The organism is Streptomyces sp. NPDC058221, assembly GCF_042882365.1.
GTDB lineage: Bacteria > Actinomycetota > Actinomycetes > Streptomycetales > Streptomycetaceae > Streptomyces.
The window spans coordinates 13,339-28,168 of the sequence record NZ_JBHVWF010000011.1 but is presented as its reverse complement, the minus strand read 5'-3'; the positions used below and the strand labels follow the sequence as shown (position 1 = coordinate 28,168).

Annotated in this window: 14 protein-coding genes; 8 read left to right on the top strand and 6 right to left on the bottom strand. The window is 71.0% G+C overall.

Annotated elements, in window-relative coordinates; all coding sequences use genetic code 11:
* Positions 1-92 precede the first annotated feature (92 nt).
* The 3 genes from ACFVW8_RS06045 to ACFVW8_RS06035 form a co-directional block, all read right to left on the bottom strand.
* Positions 93-575, bottom strand: coding sequence for a nuclear transport factor 2 family protein (locus ACFVW8_RS06045; protein WP_389686501.1), 483 nt, complete (start codon positions 573-575; stop codon positions 93-95).
* Entirely contained in the window at positions 572-1,369 is a 798-nt protein-coding gene (gene folP / locus ACFVW8_RS06040; protein ID WP_389686629.1) for a dihydropteroate synthase, read from the bottom strand. The genes ACFVW8_RS06045 and folP overlap by 4 nt, the downstream gene beginning before the upstream one ends.
* 194 nt (positions 1,370-1,563) lie before the next feature.
* On the bottom strand, positions 1,564-3,405 hold the full coding sequence (locus ACFVW8_RS06035) for a phosphatidylglycerol lysyltransferase domain-containing protein (protein ID WP_389686499.1): 1,842 nt from the start codon (positions 3,403-3,405) through the stop codon (positions 1,564-1,566).
* 140 nt (positions 3,406-3,545) lie between these two features.
* On the opposite strand from ACFVW8_RS06035, the gene ACFVW8_RS06030 reads away from it, so the two are divergent.
* Positions 3,546-4,667 (top strand): alpha/beta hydrolase, encoded by a 1,122-nt coding sequence (locus ACFVW8_RS06030; RefSeq protein ID WP_389686497.1) that lies wholly within the window; start codon positions 3,546-3,548, stop codon positions 4,665-4,667.
* Between the two features lie 130 nt (positions 4,668-4,797).
* Here the strand turns inward: ACFVW8_RS06030 and ACFVW8_RS06025 are convergent, their stop codons facing one another.
* Positions 4,798-6,003 carry a betaine/proline/choline family ABC transporter ATP-binding protein gene (locus ACFVW8_RS06025; protein WP_389686495.1) on the bottom strand — a complete coding sequence of 402 codons (1,206 nt, stop codon included), beginning with the start codon at positions 6,001-6,003 and terminating at the stop codon, positions 4,798-4,800.
* 131 nt (positions 6,004-6,134) lie between these two features.
* Between ACFVW8_RS06025 and ACFVW8_RS06020 the strand changes: the two genes are divergently transcribed.
* From ACFVW8_RS06020 to ACFVW8_RS06005, 4 genes are all read left to right on the top strand, one after another.
* Positions 6,135-6,848, top strand: a complete 714-nt coding sequence (locus ACFVW8_RS06020; protein WP_389686493.1) for an ABC transporter permease — start codon at positions 6,135-6,137, stop codon at positions 6,846-6,848.
* A 4-nt stretch (positions 6,849-6,852) separates the two neighbouring features.
* Positions 6,853-7,527: an ABC transporter permease gene (locus tag ACFVW8_RS06015; protein WP_389686491.1), complete on the top strand. Its 675-nt coding sequence runs from the start codon at positions 6,853-6,855 to the stop codon at positions 7,525-7,527.
* 69 nt (positions 7,528-7,596) lie between these two features.
* A complete protein-coding gene (locus tag ACFVW8_RS06010) occupies positions 7,597-8,568 on the top strand; it encodes an ABC transporter substrate-binding protein (protein WP_389686489.1) in 972 nt (323 codons plus the stop codon).
* Between the two features lie 205 nt (positions 8,569-8,773).
* Positions 8,774-9,793 carry a hypothetical protein gene (locus ACFVW8_RS06005; RefSeq protein WP_389686487.1) on the top strand — a complete coding sequence of 340 codons (1,020 nt, stop codon included), beginning with the start codon at positions 8,774-8,776 and terminating at the stop codon, positions 9,791-9,793.
* A gap of 35 nt (positions 9,794-9,828) precedes the next feature.
* On the opposite strand, the gene ACFVW8_RS06000 is transcribed toward ACFVW8_RS06005, so the two are convergent.
* Both ACFVW8_RS06000 and ACFVW8_RS05995 read right to left on the bottom strand, forming a co-directional pair.
* Positions 9,829-10,971, bottom strand: coding sequence for an NADH-quinone oxidoreductase subunit D (locus tag ACFVW8_RS06000; RefSeq protein WP_389686485.1), 1,143 nt, complete (start codon positions 10,969-10,971; stop codon positions 9,829-9,831).
* A gap of 169 nt (positions 10,972-11,140) precedes the next feature.
* Positions 11,141-12,166, bottom strand: coding sequence for an SAM-dependent methyltransferase (locus ACFVW8_RS05995; RefSeq protein ID WP_389686483.1), 1,026 nt, complete (start codon positions 12,164-12,166; stop codon positions 11,141-11,143).
* A 96-nt stretch (positions 12,167-12,262) separates the two neighbouring features.
* Here ACFVW8_RS05995 and ACFVW8_RS05990 point away from each other — a divergent pair, with 96 nt between their 5' ends.
* From ACFVW8_RS05990 to ACFVW8_RS05980, 3 genes are all read left to right on the top strand, one after another.
* Positions 12,263-13,471: a sensor histidine kinase gene (locus ACFVW8_RS05990; protein WP_389686481.1), complete on the top strand. Its 1,209-nt coding sequence runs from the start codon at positions 12,263-12,265 to the stop codon at positions 13,469-13,471.
* 62 nt (positions 13,472-13,533) lie between these two features.
* Positions 13,534-14,208 (top strand): response regulator, encoded by a 675-nt coding sequence (locus tag ACFVW8_RS05985; RefSeq protein ID WP_389686479.1) that lies wholly within the window; start codon positions 13,534-13,536, stop codon positions 14,206-14,208.
* Between the two features lie 3 nt (positions 14,209-14,211).
* On the top strand, positions 14,212-14,820 hold the full coding sequence (locus ACFVW8_RS05980; protein WP_389686477.1) for an AAA family ATPase: 609 nt from the start codon (positions 14,212-14,214) through the stop codon (positions 14,818-14,820).
* The last annotated feature ends 10 nt before the right edge of the window (positions 14,821-14,830 follow it).

The window sequence follows — 14,830 nt, the reverse complement described above, 5'->3', positions numbered from 1 at the left end:
ACCGCACGGGGCTGGTAGCCGCTGATACCCGGATGTGCCCGATCCCAATCCCGGGGAGTTGTTTTTCGACCCTCCACCGGGGTTGTACCCACTCAGGAGGGTGACTCTTCGTCCTCTTCCTCACCGGTTTCGGCCAGTACGGGCGAACCGTGGTGGGACCACAGCTTCCAGCCGTCCGGAGTGCGCCGGAACACATTGGTGGCGACCACCAGTTGGCCGACGAGGGGCCCCAGGGAACTGCCCTCCTCGGCGGGACCGCCGCTGAGGATGTTCTCGGTGCAGGTGACCAGGGCGGTGTCGCCCGTCATGGAGACCCCGACATCGGTCAGGAAGAACTGGATGTACTCGGTGTTCGCCATGATCAGGGCGTAACTGCGCAGCACCTCCCCGCGGCCGGTGAGCACCGGCCAGCCCGGGTGGACGCAGGAGACGGTGAGGTCCTCGCCGGGCAGCCAGAGCCCGGTGAGCTCTTCGAGGTCGCCGCGCTCCAGCGCCTCGTAGAAGGCGGTGTTGGCCTGCTCCACGGCCTCGACGTCGGCGGCCGCGGCCGCGTGCTCGTCCTGCGGCTCGTTCACGCGGCTCCCTCGACGGCGCGGGCGACGCGTACGGCGTCGGCGGTGGCCCGTACCTCGTGGACCCGGACGGCCCAGGCGCCGGCACGGGCGGAGATGGCGGAGACCGCGGCGGTGGCCGCGTCACGTTCGCGGGCGGGCGGCGGGGCGGCGCCCGCACCGGCCAGTACGTGGCCCAGGAACCGCTTCCGGGAGGCGGCGACCAGCAGCGGGCGCCCCAGTCCGTGCAGTGCGTCCAGACGGGCGATGAGCGAGAGGTCGTGGCCGGCGTCCTTGGCGAAGCCGAGACCGGGGTCGATCACGATCCGTTCGGCCGCGACACCGCCCGCGACCACCGCGTCCATCCGGGTCCGCAGCTCGTCGACGACCTCGGTGACGACGTCCTCGTAGACCGCCCGGCTGTTCATGGACTCGCTGAAGCCGCGCCAGTGCATGACGACGAAGGGCACCCCTGCGGCGGCGACGACCGGGATCATCTCCGGGTCGGCGAGCCCGCCGCTCACGTCGTTGACGAGGACCGCTCCGGCGGCGACGGCCTGTTCGGCGACCCGGGCCCGCATGGTGTCCACGGAGACCGTGACCCCTTCCGAGGCCAGACCGCGGACGACCGGGATCACCCGCCGCAGTTCCTCGGACTCGTCCACCCTGCTGGCGCCGGGGCGGGTCGACTCACCGCCGACATCGACCAGGTCGGCGCCCTCGCCGACCAGGTCGAGACCGTGCTTGACGGCCGCCGTGGTGTCGAACCAGCGGCCCCCGTCGGAGAAGGAGTCGGGGGTCACATTGACGACACCCATGACCGCACAGCGGTCCCACTCCGGCAGGCCCAGGACCGTGCCTCGTCCACGCAACGTACTCATACGACCAGCCTAGGGCCTGTCGTCGCACTGCCGTCGTCGCCCGAAGGACGGCCGTGCGGCGAGAGTGCGCGCATGGCGTCACGCGGCAGACGGCAGTTCGACGACAGGCCCTGGGCGCGCCAGGGGACCGGTCACGCCGCGTGGGCGCCGTGCTCCCCGGTGGTGGCCGTCCCGTGCGCGCACGGGCGCCGTCCGCCGCCGGGCAGCCGGCGGGCCAGCGGACGGGGGAGCGCGAAGCTGACGAAGCCCTCGGCCTGCATGGCCGCCAGTGAGATGCGGGGCAGCTCCCGTGCGGTGCGGTAGACCACGAACCGCGGCTCCCAGCGAGGCCGGAACTTGGCGTTGAACTTGTACAGCGACTCGATCTGGAACCAGCGCGACAGGAAGATCAGCAGTCCGCGCCAGATCCGCAGCACCGGTCCTGCGCCCAGCTTCTCGCCGCGGGCCAGCGCGGAGCGGAACATCGCGAAGTTCAGTGAGACCCGTGTGATGCCGAGCCTGGGCGCGGCCTGGAGGGAGGCGACGATCAGCAGTTCGTTCATCCCCGGGTCGGCGGCGCGGTCGCGGCGCATGAGGTCCAGGGACATGCCGTCGGTGCCCCAGGGGACGAAGTGGAGTACGGCCTTCAGGTCGCCGTACGGGGACTCGGCGCTCTGTTCGTCGGCCTTGTGGGCGGTGGCGATGAAGCAGTCCGCGTCGGCGCTGTCGCCGATCCGGCCGAGCGCCATGGAGAAGCCGCGCTCGTTGTCGGTGCCCCGCCAGTCGGCTGCGGCGCGCCGGATCCGGGCCAGCTCGGTCTCGCCGATGTCGGCCACCCGCCGGACCCGGGTCTCGTAGCCGCCGCGTTCAATGCGCTTCACCATCTGGCGTACGTTGCGCATCGCACGTCCGGCGAGCGAGAAATCCGCGGCGTCCACCACCGCCTCGTCGCCGAGTTCCAGGGCGTCGAGCCCCGTCTCGCGGGTCCAGACCTCGCCGCCGGTCTCGCTGCAGCCCATCACGGCCGGCGTCCAGGAGTGGGCCCTGGCCTCGTCCATGAAGCGTTCGATGGCGCCCGGCCAGGCCTCCACGTCGCCGATCGGGTCGCCGCTGGCCAGCATCACCCCGGACACCACGCGGTAGCAGACGGCGGCCTTGCCGCTGGGGGAGAACACCACGGCCTTGTCGCGGCGGAGCGCGAAGTGGCCGAGCGAGTCACGGCGGCCGTGCCGTTCCAGCAGTGCACGCAGCCGGTCCTCGTCGTCCTCGGTGAGACGGGCGGCAGGATGTTCGGGGCGGAACGCGAAGTAGATGGTGGTGACGGCGGTCAGCAGACCGAGCGCGCCCAGCGAGTAGCCCACGGTCCAGGAGGTGACACCGGCGTACTCGACCGGGCCCTCGATGCCGAACAGTCCGTACAGCACGTGCTGGAGCCGGTCGGCGATGCTGGGGTTCCCGACCAGCCGGCCGGGGTGGACGCTGACGATGACCAGACCGAGGCCGAGCGAACCAGCGCCGAGGAGGACGAAGTTGGCCAGTGCCCTCCAACGGCTGCGCGGGTCGGGGAGTGCGGCGAATTCACTCCGGTGGCGTACCAGCAGATAACACAGCGTCAGCGAGACGACCACGCCCAGCACCGAGTGCCGGTAGAGGAACTGCGACAGCGCACCGGCCGGGAGCAGTACGACGGCAGCCCGCCAGGCCCGCCGCTTGTGCCGCTTGAGGCCGTGGGCCAGGAGCAGCAGCAGGACGCCGGCGCTCAGCGACAGCGCGGCGGCGAACGGGCCGAGGGCTCCGGGGAGCACCTCGGCGAGGGTGTGCATCCGGCTGTGGCGGAAGCGCGGGAAGACCCCCGCGGCGACGTCGATCAGTCCGACCACGGTGCAGGCGGTGCCGACGACCACCGGTACGGTCTCGGGCCTCGGTCCGCGCACGAACGTGCGTGCACCATTCGGAACCGATCCCGATTTATCCCCATCTAGCGTGACAGACATCGCTTCCCGTGGTTCCGCGAGAGATTCTTGGAGTCCGTCGGCCGGAGCCCTGCGGACGATGTGCGACCTCTAGGACGAGCCTTCCGGGCCACGGGTTCACCCGTATCCCGGAAATTTCCTGACAAGAAAGTTCAACCGCCATGGGCCTTACCGGCAAGGCAGTGCTGATCCTGGCGATCACGCTGGCCGTCGTGCTGTTCGCCGTCACGATCTGGCTCTGGCCGCGGTTCGCCCGGCGCAGTGTGCCCATGGTGTTCGGCCGGGTCGGGCTGCTGCTGGCGACCCAGGTGGCGGTGTTCGCCTCGGTCGGCCTGATGGCCAACAACTCGTTCCTCTTCTACGGCTCCTGGGCGGATCTGTTCGGCCGGAAGCAGGAGCTGGGCGTGGTCACCGATCATGCCGCCGAGGCCCTGGCCGCGAAGAACATCGTCCGGGTGGGGACACAGCGGCCGGACGTGCCGGGCGGTGCGCTGCCCGCCCGGGGCGGCCGGATCGACAAGGTCGTGATCGCGGGGCGGCACTCGAAGATCGAGAGCTCGGCGTACGTGTACCTGCCGCCGGAGTACTTCCAGGCGGCGTACGCCCGGCGGAAGTTCCCCGCGGTCGTGGTGCTCACGGGCTACCCGGGCACGTCGGAGAACCTCATCAAGGGGCTGCGCTACCCGCGCACGTCACTCGACCGGGTGAAGGCGGGCCGGGCACAGCCGATGGTCCTGGTGATGCTGCGGCCGACGGTGGCGCCGCCCAGGGACACCGAGTGCGTGGACATAAAGGGTGGTCCGCAGACCGAGACCTTCTTCGCGAAGGACCTCCCCCCGGCGGTCTCGGCCGCCTACCGGGTCGGCCGGCATGCCCGCAACTGGGGCATCATCGGCAACTCGACCGGTGGCTACTGCGCCCTGAAGATCGGGCTGCACCACCCGGACCGGTTCACGGCGAGCGCGGGGCTCTCCGCGTACTACAAGGCGGCCGAGGACCCGACGACCGGTGACCTCTTCCACGGCGACCGGCAGGCACGCGAGCGCGCCGACCTGCTGTGGACCCTGGACCACCGGCCGCTGCCCGACTCGTCCTTCCTGGTGACGACCTCCCGCCACGGCGAGGCGAACTACGCCTCCACGCGGCAGTTCCTGGCGAAGGTGAAGTCGCCCGCCCAGGCCTCGTCGATCGTGCTCGGCAGCGGCGGGCACAACTTCAACACCTGGCGCCGGGAGATCCCGGCCTCGCTGGAGTGGATGAGCAGCCGGCTCAGCGAGAACTGACCGGAGCCGGAGCCGGAGCCGGAGCCGGAGCCGGAGCCGGGGCTGAAGCCGAAGCCGGAGCCCATGCCCGAGCTGAAGCCCGTGCCGGACCCGGAGCCGAAGCCCGTGCCCGTGCCGGACGCGGCGGCCCTCAGCGGCCCGCGGTCTTGGCCGCACCCGCCGCACCCGCCACGCTCTCCACGCTCTCCACGGCCACCTCGGCGCGCGGCACGGCCCGGTCGTCCGCGTCGATCGACCGGCGCAGCGCCTCGTGGAGCCGGGCCGGGGTGAGCACACCCAGGAACCGGCCCGCGCTCTCCTTGTCGATGACCGCGATCCAGCCGGCGTCGTGCTGGAGCATGGTGGCGAACGCCTGCTTGAGCGGGGCGCCGACGGGCAGCCACGCCTCCATCCGGCGGGCGTGTTCGCGCACGGTGCCCTTGGCGCCGCTGATCGCGTCACCGGCCGGGATCCAGCCGTGCAGATGGTCGTCGCCGTCCAGCACGACCGCCCAGCGGGCGCCTTCCGCGCGCAGCCGTTCGGTCGCCGTGGCCAGCGGGTCGTCGAGGTGGACGACCGGCGGCTGGTCGAGGTCGCTCTCCTCGATGGCGGTGACCGACAGCCGCTTGAGGCCGCGGTCCGCGCCGACGAAATCCGCGACGTAGTCGGTGGCGGGGGCGCCGAGCACCGTGGCCGGCGAGTCGAACTGCTCGATCGAGCCCTGTCCGTAGACGGCGATACGGTCGCCGAGCCGGACGGCCTCCTCGATGTCGTGCGTGACGAACAGCACGGTTTTGCGGACCTGGGCCTGGAGCTTCAGGAATTCGTTCTGCAGCCGTTCCCGGACGACCGGGTCGACCGCACCGAAAGGCTCGTCCATCAGCAGCACGGGCGGGTCGGCGGCCAGCGCCCTTGCCACGCCCACGCGTTGGCGCTGGCCGCCGGAGAGCTGTTCCGGATATCGGTCGCCATAAACGGAAGGATCGAGTCCGACCAGATCGAGGAGTTCCGCGGCGCGTTCGCGGCCCTTTCCGCGTTTCCAGCCGAGGAGATGGGGGACGGTCGCGGTGTTCTCCAGGACCGTTCTGTGCGGAAACAGACCGACCTGCTGGATCACGTAACCGATACGGCGCCGCAGTTGGACGGGGTCGATGGCGGATATGTCGTCCCCGTCGAGGAATATCCGCCCCTCGGTCGGTTCGATCAGCCGGTTCACCATCTTCATGGTGGTCGTCTTGCCGCACCCCGAGGGTCCGACGAGCGTGACGAGTTCACCCTCGGCGACCTCGAAGGAAAGATCGTCGACGGCGGTGGTGCCGTCCGCATACCGCTTGGTGACGTGCTCGAAACGGATCATGGTTCCCCATTGTGGCGCGTGTTTTGTGACGGACATGTTGCTGGAATACAACGGCTTCCGTGATTGTCAGTGGTCGAGGATAGGCTCGCCGGACATCAGTACGAGTGGGCGATCGGGAGGTGGGGGACAAGATGGCCGCACAGAACTGCCTGGTGACGAACGACTGGATCTGCGGGGAGTATCTCCGTTCCCGCAGCCAGGAGTTGACCGATGCCACGGTCCAGCACATCTGGATCACCGCGGTCTCGGTGGCGATCGGGGTCGCCGTGGCATTTCCGCTGGCCCTGCTCGCCCGCCGCAGCCGGCGCTTCGCCGGTCCGGTTCTCGGGCTGACCACGGTGCTCTACACCGTGCCGTCGCTCGCGATGTTCTCGTTGCTGCTGCCGCTTTTCGGGCTCTCCGCCGCGCTCGTGGTCACCGGCCTGGTGCTGTATTCGCTGACCATTCTCGTGCGGAACATCCTGGCGGGGCTCGAAGCGGTGCCCCAGGAGGCGAAAGAGGCCGCGCGCGGCATGGGCTACGGCCCCGCCCGGCTGCTGTGGGAGGTGGAGCTGCCGCTCGCCATGCCCGCGCTGATGGCCGGGATACGCATAACCACGGTGTCCACGATCGCGCTGACGACGATCGGTTCGATCGTCGGCCGGGGCGGCCTGGGCAATCTCATCGACGACGCCCTGCCGAGCTTCTTCAAGGCCCAGGTGCTGGCCGCCTCGGTGCTCTGCGTACTGCTGGCGGTGGTGGCGGATCTGCTGCTGCTCGGCGTGCAGCGGCTGCTGACCCCGTGGACCCGCATATCAAGCGCGCACAACGCCGTGGACACGGCCGGCACGGCGAAGGCGGTCTGACCCCATGGGAGTTCTCGGCGAGGCCTGGACCTGGCTCACCACCGGCGCCAACTGGTCGGGGGAGAGCGGGGTGAGCCACCGGCTCGGTGAGCATCTGTACGTCAGCGGGGTGGCACTTCTCCTGTCGTGCGCCATCGCACTGCCCATCGCGCTCTACCTCGGGCATATCGGGAAGGGCGGCGCGCTGGCCGTCAACATCTCCAACGTGGGGCGGGCGGTCCCGGTCTTCGCGGTGCTGGCGCTCTTCATGGTCTCGCCGCTGCGCAACAGCGGATACGTGCCCACCGTCATCGCCCTGGTGCTGTTCGCCGTGCCGCCGCTGCTGACCAACGCCTACGTCGGGATGACCGAGGTCGACCGTTCGGTGGCGGAGGCCGCGCGCGGAATGGGCATGTCGGGCGGCCAGCTCTTCCTCCGCGTCGAACTCCCGCTGGCCTACCCGATGATCATGACCGGGCTGCGCTCGGCCGCGGTCCAGGTGGTGGCCACGGCGACGATCGCGGCGATGGTCGGCCAGGGCGGTCTCGGCCGGATCATCACCGCCGGATTCAACACGTACAACACCCCGCAGGTGGTCGCGGGGGCCCTGCTGGTCGCCGTGCTCGCTCTGCTGGTGGAGACGGTGCTGGTCGTTCTCGACCGGCTGCTGTCCCCGCTTCGCCGCCGCCGGACGGCGTGAGCCCCGGCCGGCTTTCGTAACCGACATCGCATATCGCATATGGCCCTGTTGCCGTGGACGGAGAACAAGATGAGCAAGACCTCGCGCATAGCCGGCGCGGTGATCGGCATCGTCGCGCTGGCGGGCTCGCTCGCCGCCTGCGGCGGCGACAGCCTGGAGAAGGACAACGGCGCACCGGCCGGCGGAGACGACTCGTCGAAGAAGGGCTCGCTCGTCATCGGCGCCGCCGCCTTCACCGAGTCCAAGGTGCTCGGGGAGCTGTACGCGCAGATCCTCAAGGACGCCGGATACAGCACCTCGGTCACCACGGTGAAGAACCGCGAACTGTACGAACCCTCGCTGGAGAAGGGCGAGATCGACGTCGTACCGGAATACGCCGCGACGATCGCCGAATTCCTCAACGCCAAGGCGAACGGGGCGAAGGCCGCCGAGAAGAAGCCGGTCGCCTCGGGTGACACCGCGGCCACCGTCACCGCACTGGAGAAGCTGGCGACCCCGCGCGGACTGAAGGTGCTGCCGGCCGGTAAGGCGCTCGACCAGAACGCCTTCGCGGTCACCAAGGAATTCGCCACGAAGAACAAGCTCAAGACCCTTTCGGACCTCGGTGCCTCCAAGGTGAAGATCGCGGCGGGTGACGAGTGCGAGGTGCGGCCGTTCTGCGCACCCGGGCTGAAGAAGACCTACGGCATCGACGTCACCGGCATCGACCCCAAGGGCGTCGGCACCCCGCAGTCCAAGCAGGCGGTCAAGGACGGCAAGGACCAGCTGGTCCTCACCACCACCACGGACGGCGTGCTGGACACCTACGACCTGGTGTTCCTGGAGGACGACAAGAAGCTCCAGAACGCGGACAACATTCTGCCGGTCGTCAATGCCAAGGACGCGGGCGCACAGGACATCGCCGACGCACTCGGCAAACTCAGCGAGGCGCTCACCACCGAGGACCTGGCGGAACTGAACCGCAAGGTCGACGCCGAGCGGGCCAAGCCGGCGGACGCGGCCAGGGAATACCTTCGGTCGAAGGGCCTGATCAAGAAGTAACCGAGGGCCGTGGAAGGCCCGCAGGCCCGCGGAAGGGGCTCCGGAACAGGCGCCGCAAGGCGCTCCGGAAGCCGCTTTCGAAGGCCTGCGGGAACTCCCGGCCGCGCGAGCGGAGTGAGTGGTTCAGGGGCCGTCAGGTAACCGGCGGGGAACAGATTGCCGGGCGGCCTCCCAAGCAGACCGTACGCACGGTAAATTTCAGGCCATGCCACGTGGACGCCATCGCCATTCGCCACCTCTGCACAGAATCCTGCCGCCTTCGGCCGTGGCCGGAGCCTCGGTCCTCTGTGCCGCGGGAGCCTGGCTACTCGCAGAGCCGCTGGTCCTGCGTGCCCTGGTCGCCGCCGCGGCGGTCGCCGCCCTCACCGGCGCGTATCTGATGCGCAGCTGGGACCGGGAGGCCGGCCGTCGCGTCGCGGAGCTGACCCGCGCCCGCCAGGGCGACGAGTGGCGGGCCGAGGAACGCATAGCGGAGATCGAAGCCGATCTGGAGGAGTCGCGCGAGCTGCGCGCCCGTCTGGAGACGAAGCTGCGCCGCAAGCGCGTCGAGCTCGCCGGACTGCGCGGCGAACACGCCGGGCTGCTGCGCCGGTACGCCAACGCCGAGACCGAGCGCGCCAGTGTGCTGGAGAGCCGTCGGCAGCTTGCCCTGGAGGCGGCCGCGCCGCCCCGCGAACTGCCCGCCGCTCGCAGCACCCCGACTCCGGCCGGATATCTGCGCGCCGCCCAGGCGTTGGAGGACCTCACACGCAACGGGGCGCTCCAGGAGGCGCGTCGCACCGCCGAGCAGGCCAGGAAGCGGGATCTCGCGGAGCGGGCCCGGGCGGCGGAGGAGCGGCAGGGCAAGCATGCGACGGCCGCGCCGGCCGGCGCCACGACGGGCGAGCAGCACCGCCGCCCGGCCGCGCTGCCCGCGTCCCGGCCGCCCCAGGCACTGCCCGCGCAGCGCCCCGTGCCGGCCGCCAGTGCGGTCGTCCCGTACGCGGCGGCCCGCCGTCATCTGGTGCCGCAGGGCAGCTTCGACTTCTTCGGTACGCAGAAGGCGGACGCCGCGATCGAGTCCGTGCAGAACGAGGACCTCGCCGACGTGGTGGGCGAGGAGGCGCTGGCCGCGCACCGCACGGGCGCCGCCGACAACCGGGCCGTCGGCAAGGTCATCGACCTGACCGCGCACGACGAGACCGAGCAGCTGGACGTGGCGGAGCTGCGCAGCGCGATCTCGTAGGCGGTACCGGCCTGTTACCCGTCGGTCTGCTTGTCCTACTTGTCGATGTCGCCGACGACGAAGAACAGCGAGCCCAGGATCGCCACCATGTCGGCGACCAGGGTGCCGGGCAGCAGCTCGGTGAGCGCCTGGATGTTGTTGAACGAGGCCGAGCGGAGCTTCAGCCGGTACGGCGTCTTCTCGCCCTTGGACACCAGGTAGTAGCCGTTGACGCCGAGCGGGTTCTCCGTCCAGGCGTAGGTGTGGCCCTCGGGGGCCTTCAGCACCTTGGGCAGCCGTTGGTTGATCGGGCCGGGTGCCAGGTCCGCCATCCGGTCCAGGCAGGCGTCCGCCAGGTCCAGGGCGTTGTGCGTCTGGTCCAGCAGGCACTCGAAGCGGGCCAGGCAGTCGCCCTCGGTGCGGGTGACGACCTTCAGGGTGTCCTGGAGCTCCCCGTACGCGAGATACGGCTCGTCGCGCCGCAGATCGAAGTCGACGCCCGAGGCGCGGGCGATCGGCCCCGACACCCCGTACGCGTGCACCGCCGCTGCCGACAGCGTGCCCACCCCGCGGGTGCGGCCCCGGAAGATCTCGTTGCCGAGGACCAGTTCGTCGTACACGCCCATCCGGGACCTGACCGAGGCGACGGCGTCCCGGGCGCGGCCGAGCCAGCCCGCCGGGAGGTCCTCCTTGAGGCCGCCGACCCGGTTGAACATGTAGTGCATCCGGCCGCCGGAGACCTCCTCCATCACGGCCTGGAGCTCCTCGCGCTCCCGGAACGCGTAGAACACCGGGGTGATGCCGCCGAGTTCCAGCGGGTACGAGCCCAGGAACATCAGGTGGTTGAGGACCCGGTTCAGCTCGGCGAGCAGGGTGCGCGTCCAGACCGCGCGCTCCGGGACCTCCATGCCGAGCATGCGCTCGACGGCCGTCACGACGCCCAGTTCGTTGGAGAACGCCGACAGCCAGTCGTGGCGGTTGGCGAGCATGATGATCTGCCGGTAGTCGCGGGCCTCGAAGAGCTTCTCCGCGCCGCGGTGCATGTAGCCGATGACCGGTTCGGCCTGCTGGATGCGTTCGCCGTCGAGGACGATCCGCAGCCGGAGCACGCCGTGGGTGGAGGGGTGCTGCGGGCCGATGTTGAGCACCATGTCGGTGCTCTCCGCCGCGCCGCCGATGCCGACTGTCGTCTCCGTCATGCGGGACAGTATTCCCTGCGGGGGCGCGGGCCGAATCAAGCCCCTCCCCGTGCTTGCGGGGGCCCTGCCCCCGAACCCCCGCGCCTCAAACGCCGGCGAGGCTGGAAGCGCGCCTCAAACGCCGGCGGGCTGGAGTGTGCCCGGCGGGCTTGAATGCGGGCCGGACAATTCAAGCCCCTCCGGCGATTGAGGAGCGGGGGTTCGGGGGCAGCGCCCCCGAGGGGAACGGCACCCGTTGGGTCAGCCAGCCGAAGTCGCCCAGGCCGCCGCGGGCGGTCAGTTCCGCGGCCTCGCCCGCGCCGGCCAGCGCCCGCACGTATGCGGCCGGATCGCTCGACGCGAGGGACAGCGGCGGGCGGTCCCCGAAGACGCCCAGGTCGCGCAGCGCCTCGCGCTGGGTGCGGATCTCCGCTGCCGGGCCACCCGCCGCCGCGCACGCGTCCAGCGCCACGTGCGAGGTGAGGTCGCAGCCGCCGTCCGGCACCGGCCGCACCTCGCGTCCCGCACGGAAGCCGGTCAGGGTGCCGAACGGCGGTCGGGTCTCCCGCAGGTGCATGTAGTCCACCGCCACCGCGAGCCCGCCGGACAGCGTGGACACGGCGCGGGCCCAGGCCTCGTCGCGCGGGCGGCCGATCTCGGCCCGGCTGCCCGGGCCCGCCGACGGCCACCAGCGGCTCAGCCACCGTGCGTCCGCCCCGCTCACCGGCTCGCCCGGCCGCTCCGCGCCGTCCGCCGAACGGACCAGGACGTAACGGTCGACGCCGTCCGGACCGGTCTCGGCGACCGGCGTCGGCACGTTGTCCAGCCACTCGTTGGCGAACAGCAGCCCGCGCGCACCCTGCGGCGGCTTCGCGCACCACTCCACCCGGGGGTCGAGGCCGAAGGGGCGGTCGGCAAGCTCCACGGCGTACGCCCGGACCGCGAGGCCGCCGCCGCCCTCGGCAGGCAGCGCCGCGAGGACCCCCGTCAGCAGCTCTCCGCGCCCCGCCCCCAGGTCCACCAGGTCCACCGCATCGGTCCCGAGCTCCCCGGCCGTCCTGACCAGCAGCCGGGCGACGGCCGCGGCGAACAACGGGGAGGCGTGTACGGACGTACGGAAATGGCCCGCGGGTCCCTCGGGGCTCCGGTAGAACCCCTCGTCGCCGTACAAAGCGGTCTCGGCCGCCTCCTGCCACCCGCGCCAGTCATCCGTCACGTATCCAAGTCTCCACCTTGGGGAGTACGGTCTCCGGACCCGGATCGGCCCTTCGGCTGACCCGGGCACCTGTCGCCTGTCCCTACGCTGGGTTACGTGCAGCGCCTCTACGATTTCATCCGCAGACACCCGACGGGCGTCGACAGCTTCTGGGCTGTCTTCCTCCTCGGGATCTCCGGCATGACCATCGTCGTGGGCGATGTCGGCCACGGCGGCCGGGCCGAGCGCCTGGCCATCGTGCCGATCGTCATCGGTCTCAGCGTCGTCGTCGCCCTGCGCCGCCGCGCGCCCGAGAAGATGCTGCTCCTCGCCATCGCGATGGGGGTCGCCCAGCTGGGGTTCGGGGTCAGACCGACCACCGCGAACTTCGCCATGCTGGTGATCACGTTCACCGTGGCCACCGTCGGCGAGCGCTGGGCGTCCAGGCTCGCCCTGACGTGCAGTCTGTGCGCTGCCGCCCTCTCCCAGCTGCGCTGGCCGAACAGCGAGCCCAGCGGCCTGATGGAGAAGCTGTTCGTCGTCGTCGTGATGACGGTGCCGTTCGTGCTCGCCTGGGTGCTCGGGGACTCGATGCGGACCCGGCGCGCCTACTTCGACCAGCTGGAGGAGCGCGCCGCCCGGCTGGAGCGGGAGCGGGAGGCGCAGTCGAAGGTCGCGGTGGCTGCCGAGCGGGCCCGTATCGCCCGTGAGCTGCACGATGTCGTCGCGCACAACGTCTCGGTGATGGTGGTCCAGGCGGACGGCGCCGCCTATGTCATGGACGCGGCGCCCGACCAGGCGCGGCAGGCGCTGGAGACCATCTCCGGCACCGGCAGGCAGGCACTCGCGGAGATGCGGCGGCTGCTCGGGGTGCTGAGGACGGGGGACGCTCCGGAGACCGGGGAGTACGTTCCGCAGCCCGACGTCGACCAGATCGCGGACCTGATCGAGCATGTCAGGGCCGCCGGTCTGGCCGTCGACTTCAAGATCGAGGGCACCCCTCGCCCGCTGCCCAGTGGCGTCGAGCTGACCGCGTACCGCATCGTGCAGGAGGCGCTGACCAACACCCGCAAGCACGGCGGCCCGAACGCGGGGGCCAGCGTGCGGCTGGTGTACTTCGACGACGGGCTCGGCCTGCTGGTGGAGGACGACGGCCGGGGTGCCGCGCACGAACTGTACGAGGACGGCGGTGCCGACGGCGCGGGCCACGGGATGATCGGCATGCGTGAGCGCGTCGGCATGGTCGGCGGCACGCTGGACGCCGGACCGCGCCCCGGGGGCGGATTCCGGATCAGCGTGCTGTTGCCGCTCAAGCCGGCCACCTGACCCGCGCGCCTCGGAACCCGCCGACGACCGACCACAGAACGAAACAGGAGACAAGGACCCTCATGGCGATCCGCGTAATGCTCGTCGACGACCAGGTGCTGCTGCGTACCGGATTCCGGATGGTGCTGGCCGCGCAGCCGGACATGGAGATCGTCGCCGAGGCCGGCGACGGCGTGGAGGCGATCGAGAACCTCCGGTCCACCGCGGTCGACGTCGTGCTGATGGATGTGCGGATGCCGAGGCTGGACGGCGTCGAGGCCACCCGCCGCATCTGTGCGGAGCCTGACGCGCCCAAGGTGCTCATCCTGACGACGTTCGACCTCGACGAGTACGCGTTCTCCGGGCTGAAGGCCGGGGCCAGCGGCTTCATGCTCAAGGACGTGCCGCCGAGCGAACTGCTCGCCGCGATCCGTTCCGTGCACAGCGGCGACGCGGTCGTCGCCCCGTCCACCACCCGCCGGCTGCTCGACCGGTTCTCGCCGATGCTGCCGAGCGGTACGCCCGAGCCGCGCCACAAGGACGTCGCCAAGCTCACCGAACGCGAACGCGAGGTGATGCTGCTGGTCGCCCAGGGACTGTCGAACGGTGAGATCGCCGCCCGGCTGGTGCTCTCCGAGGCGACCGTGAAGACGCACGTCGGCCGCATCCTGACCAAGCTGGGTCTGCGCGACCGGGTGCAGGTCGTCGTCCTCGCCTACGAGACGGGGCTGGTGCGCGCCGGCGGCGGAGCGGGCTGAGTCATGGGGGCGCTGATCTGGGTGAACGGCCCGTTCGGCGGCGGCAAGACGCAGACAGCGTACGAACTGAAGCGGCGGCTGCCCGGCAGCGTGGTCTGCGACCCGGAGCACATCGGCTTCGGGCTGCACCGGACGCTGCCGCCGGCGCTGCGCGGCGATTTCCAGGATCTGCCTGTCTGGCGGCATGGTGTGCACGACATGCTCGCCCTCGCCCTGGACGGGCATCCCGGCACAGTGATCGCCCCGATGACCCTGGTCGACTCCGGCTACTTCGCCGAGATCATCGGGCGGCTGCGCGAGGACGGGCACACGGTGCACCACTTCGCCCTGCTCGCCGAGCGCGCGACGGTGCTGCGGCGGCTGCGCGAACGCGGACTGGGGCGCGGGCTGAAGCGCGAGAGCTTCGCCGTGGCGAAGCTGGATCACTGCCTGGAGCGGCTCGCGGCTCCGGAGTTCGCCGAGCACATCCACACCGACCGGCTGACCGTTCCGCAGGTCGCCGACCGGATCGCCGGACCGGCGGGGCTCACCCTGCTGCCGGACACGGACAGCGCGCTGCGGCACCGGCTGCGGCGCACCTGGACGGGGATCAGGCACATCCGGTTCGACTGACCGCCGGCGC

Bases quoted from the DNA above. Each gene is read 5' to 3' on its own strand.
- ACFVW8_RS05980 (WP_389686477.1), top strand. From the start codon at position 14,212: ATGGGGGCGCTGATCTGGGTGAACGGCCCGTTCGGCGGCGGCAAGACG.
- ACFVW8_RS06005 (WP_389686487.1), top strand. From the start codon at position 8,774: ATGCCACGTGGACGCCATCGCCATTCGCCACCTCTGCACAGAATCCTG.
- ACFVW8_RS06010 (WP_389686489.1), top strand. From the start codon at position 7,597: ATGAGCAAGACCTCGCGCATAGCCGGCGCGGTGATCGGCATCGTCGCG.
- ACFVW8_RS06015 (WP_389686491.1), top strand. From the start codon at position 6,853: ATGGGAGTTCTCGGCGAGGCCTGGACCTGGCTCACCACCGGCGCCAAC.
- ACFVW8_RS05985 (WP_389686479.1), top strand. From the start codon at position 13,534: ATGGCGATCCGCGTAATGCTCGTCGACGACCAGGTGCTGCTGCGTACC.
- ACFVW8_RS06020 (WP_389686493.1), top strand. From the start codon at position 6,135: ATGGCCGCACAGAACTGCCTGGTGACGAACGACTGGATCTGCGGGGAG.
- ACFVW8_RS06000 (WP_389686485.1), bottom strand. From the start codon at position 10,971: ATGACGGAGACGACAGTCGGCATCGGCGGCGCGGCGGAGAGCACCGAC.
- ACFVW8_RS06025 (WP_389686495.1), bottom strand. From the start codon at position 6,003: ATGATCCGTTTCGAGCACGTCACCAAGCGGTATGCGGACGGCACCACC.
- folP (WP_389686629.1), bottom strand. From the start codon at position 1,369: ATGGGTGTCGTCAATGTGACCCCCGACTCCTTCTCCGACGGGGGCCGC.
- ACFVW8_RS06030 (WP_389686497.1), top strand. From the start codon at position 3,546: ATGGGCCTTACCGGCAAGGCAGTGCTGATCCTGGCGATCACGCTGGCC.
- ACFVW8_RS06035 (WP_389686499.1), bottom strand. From the start codon at position 3,405: ATGTCTGTCACGCTAGATGGGGATAAATCGGGATCGGTTCCGAATGGT.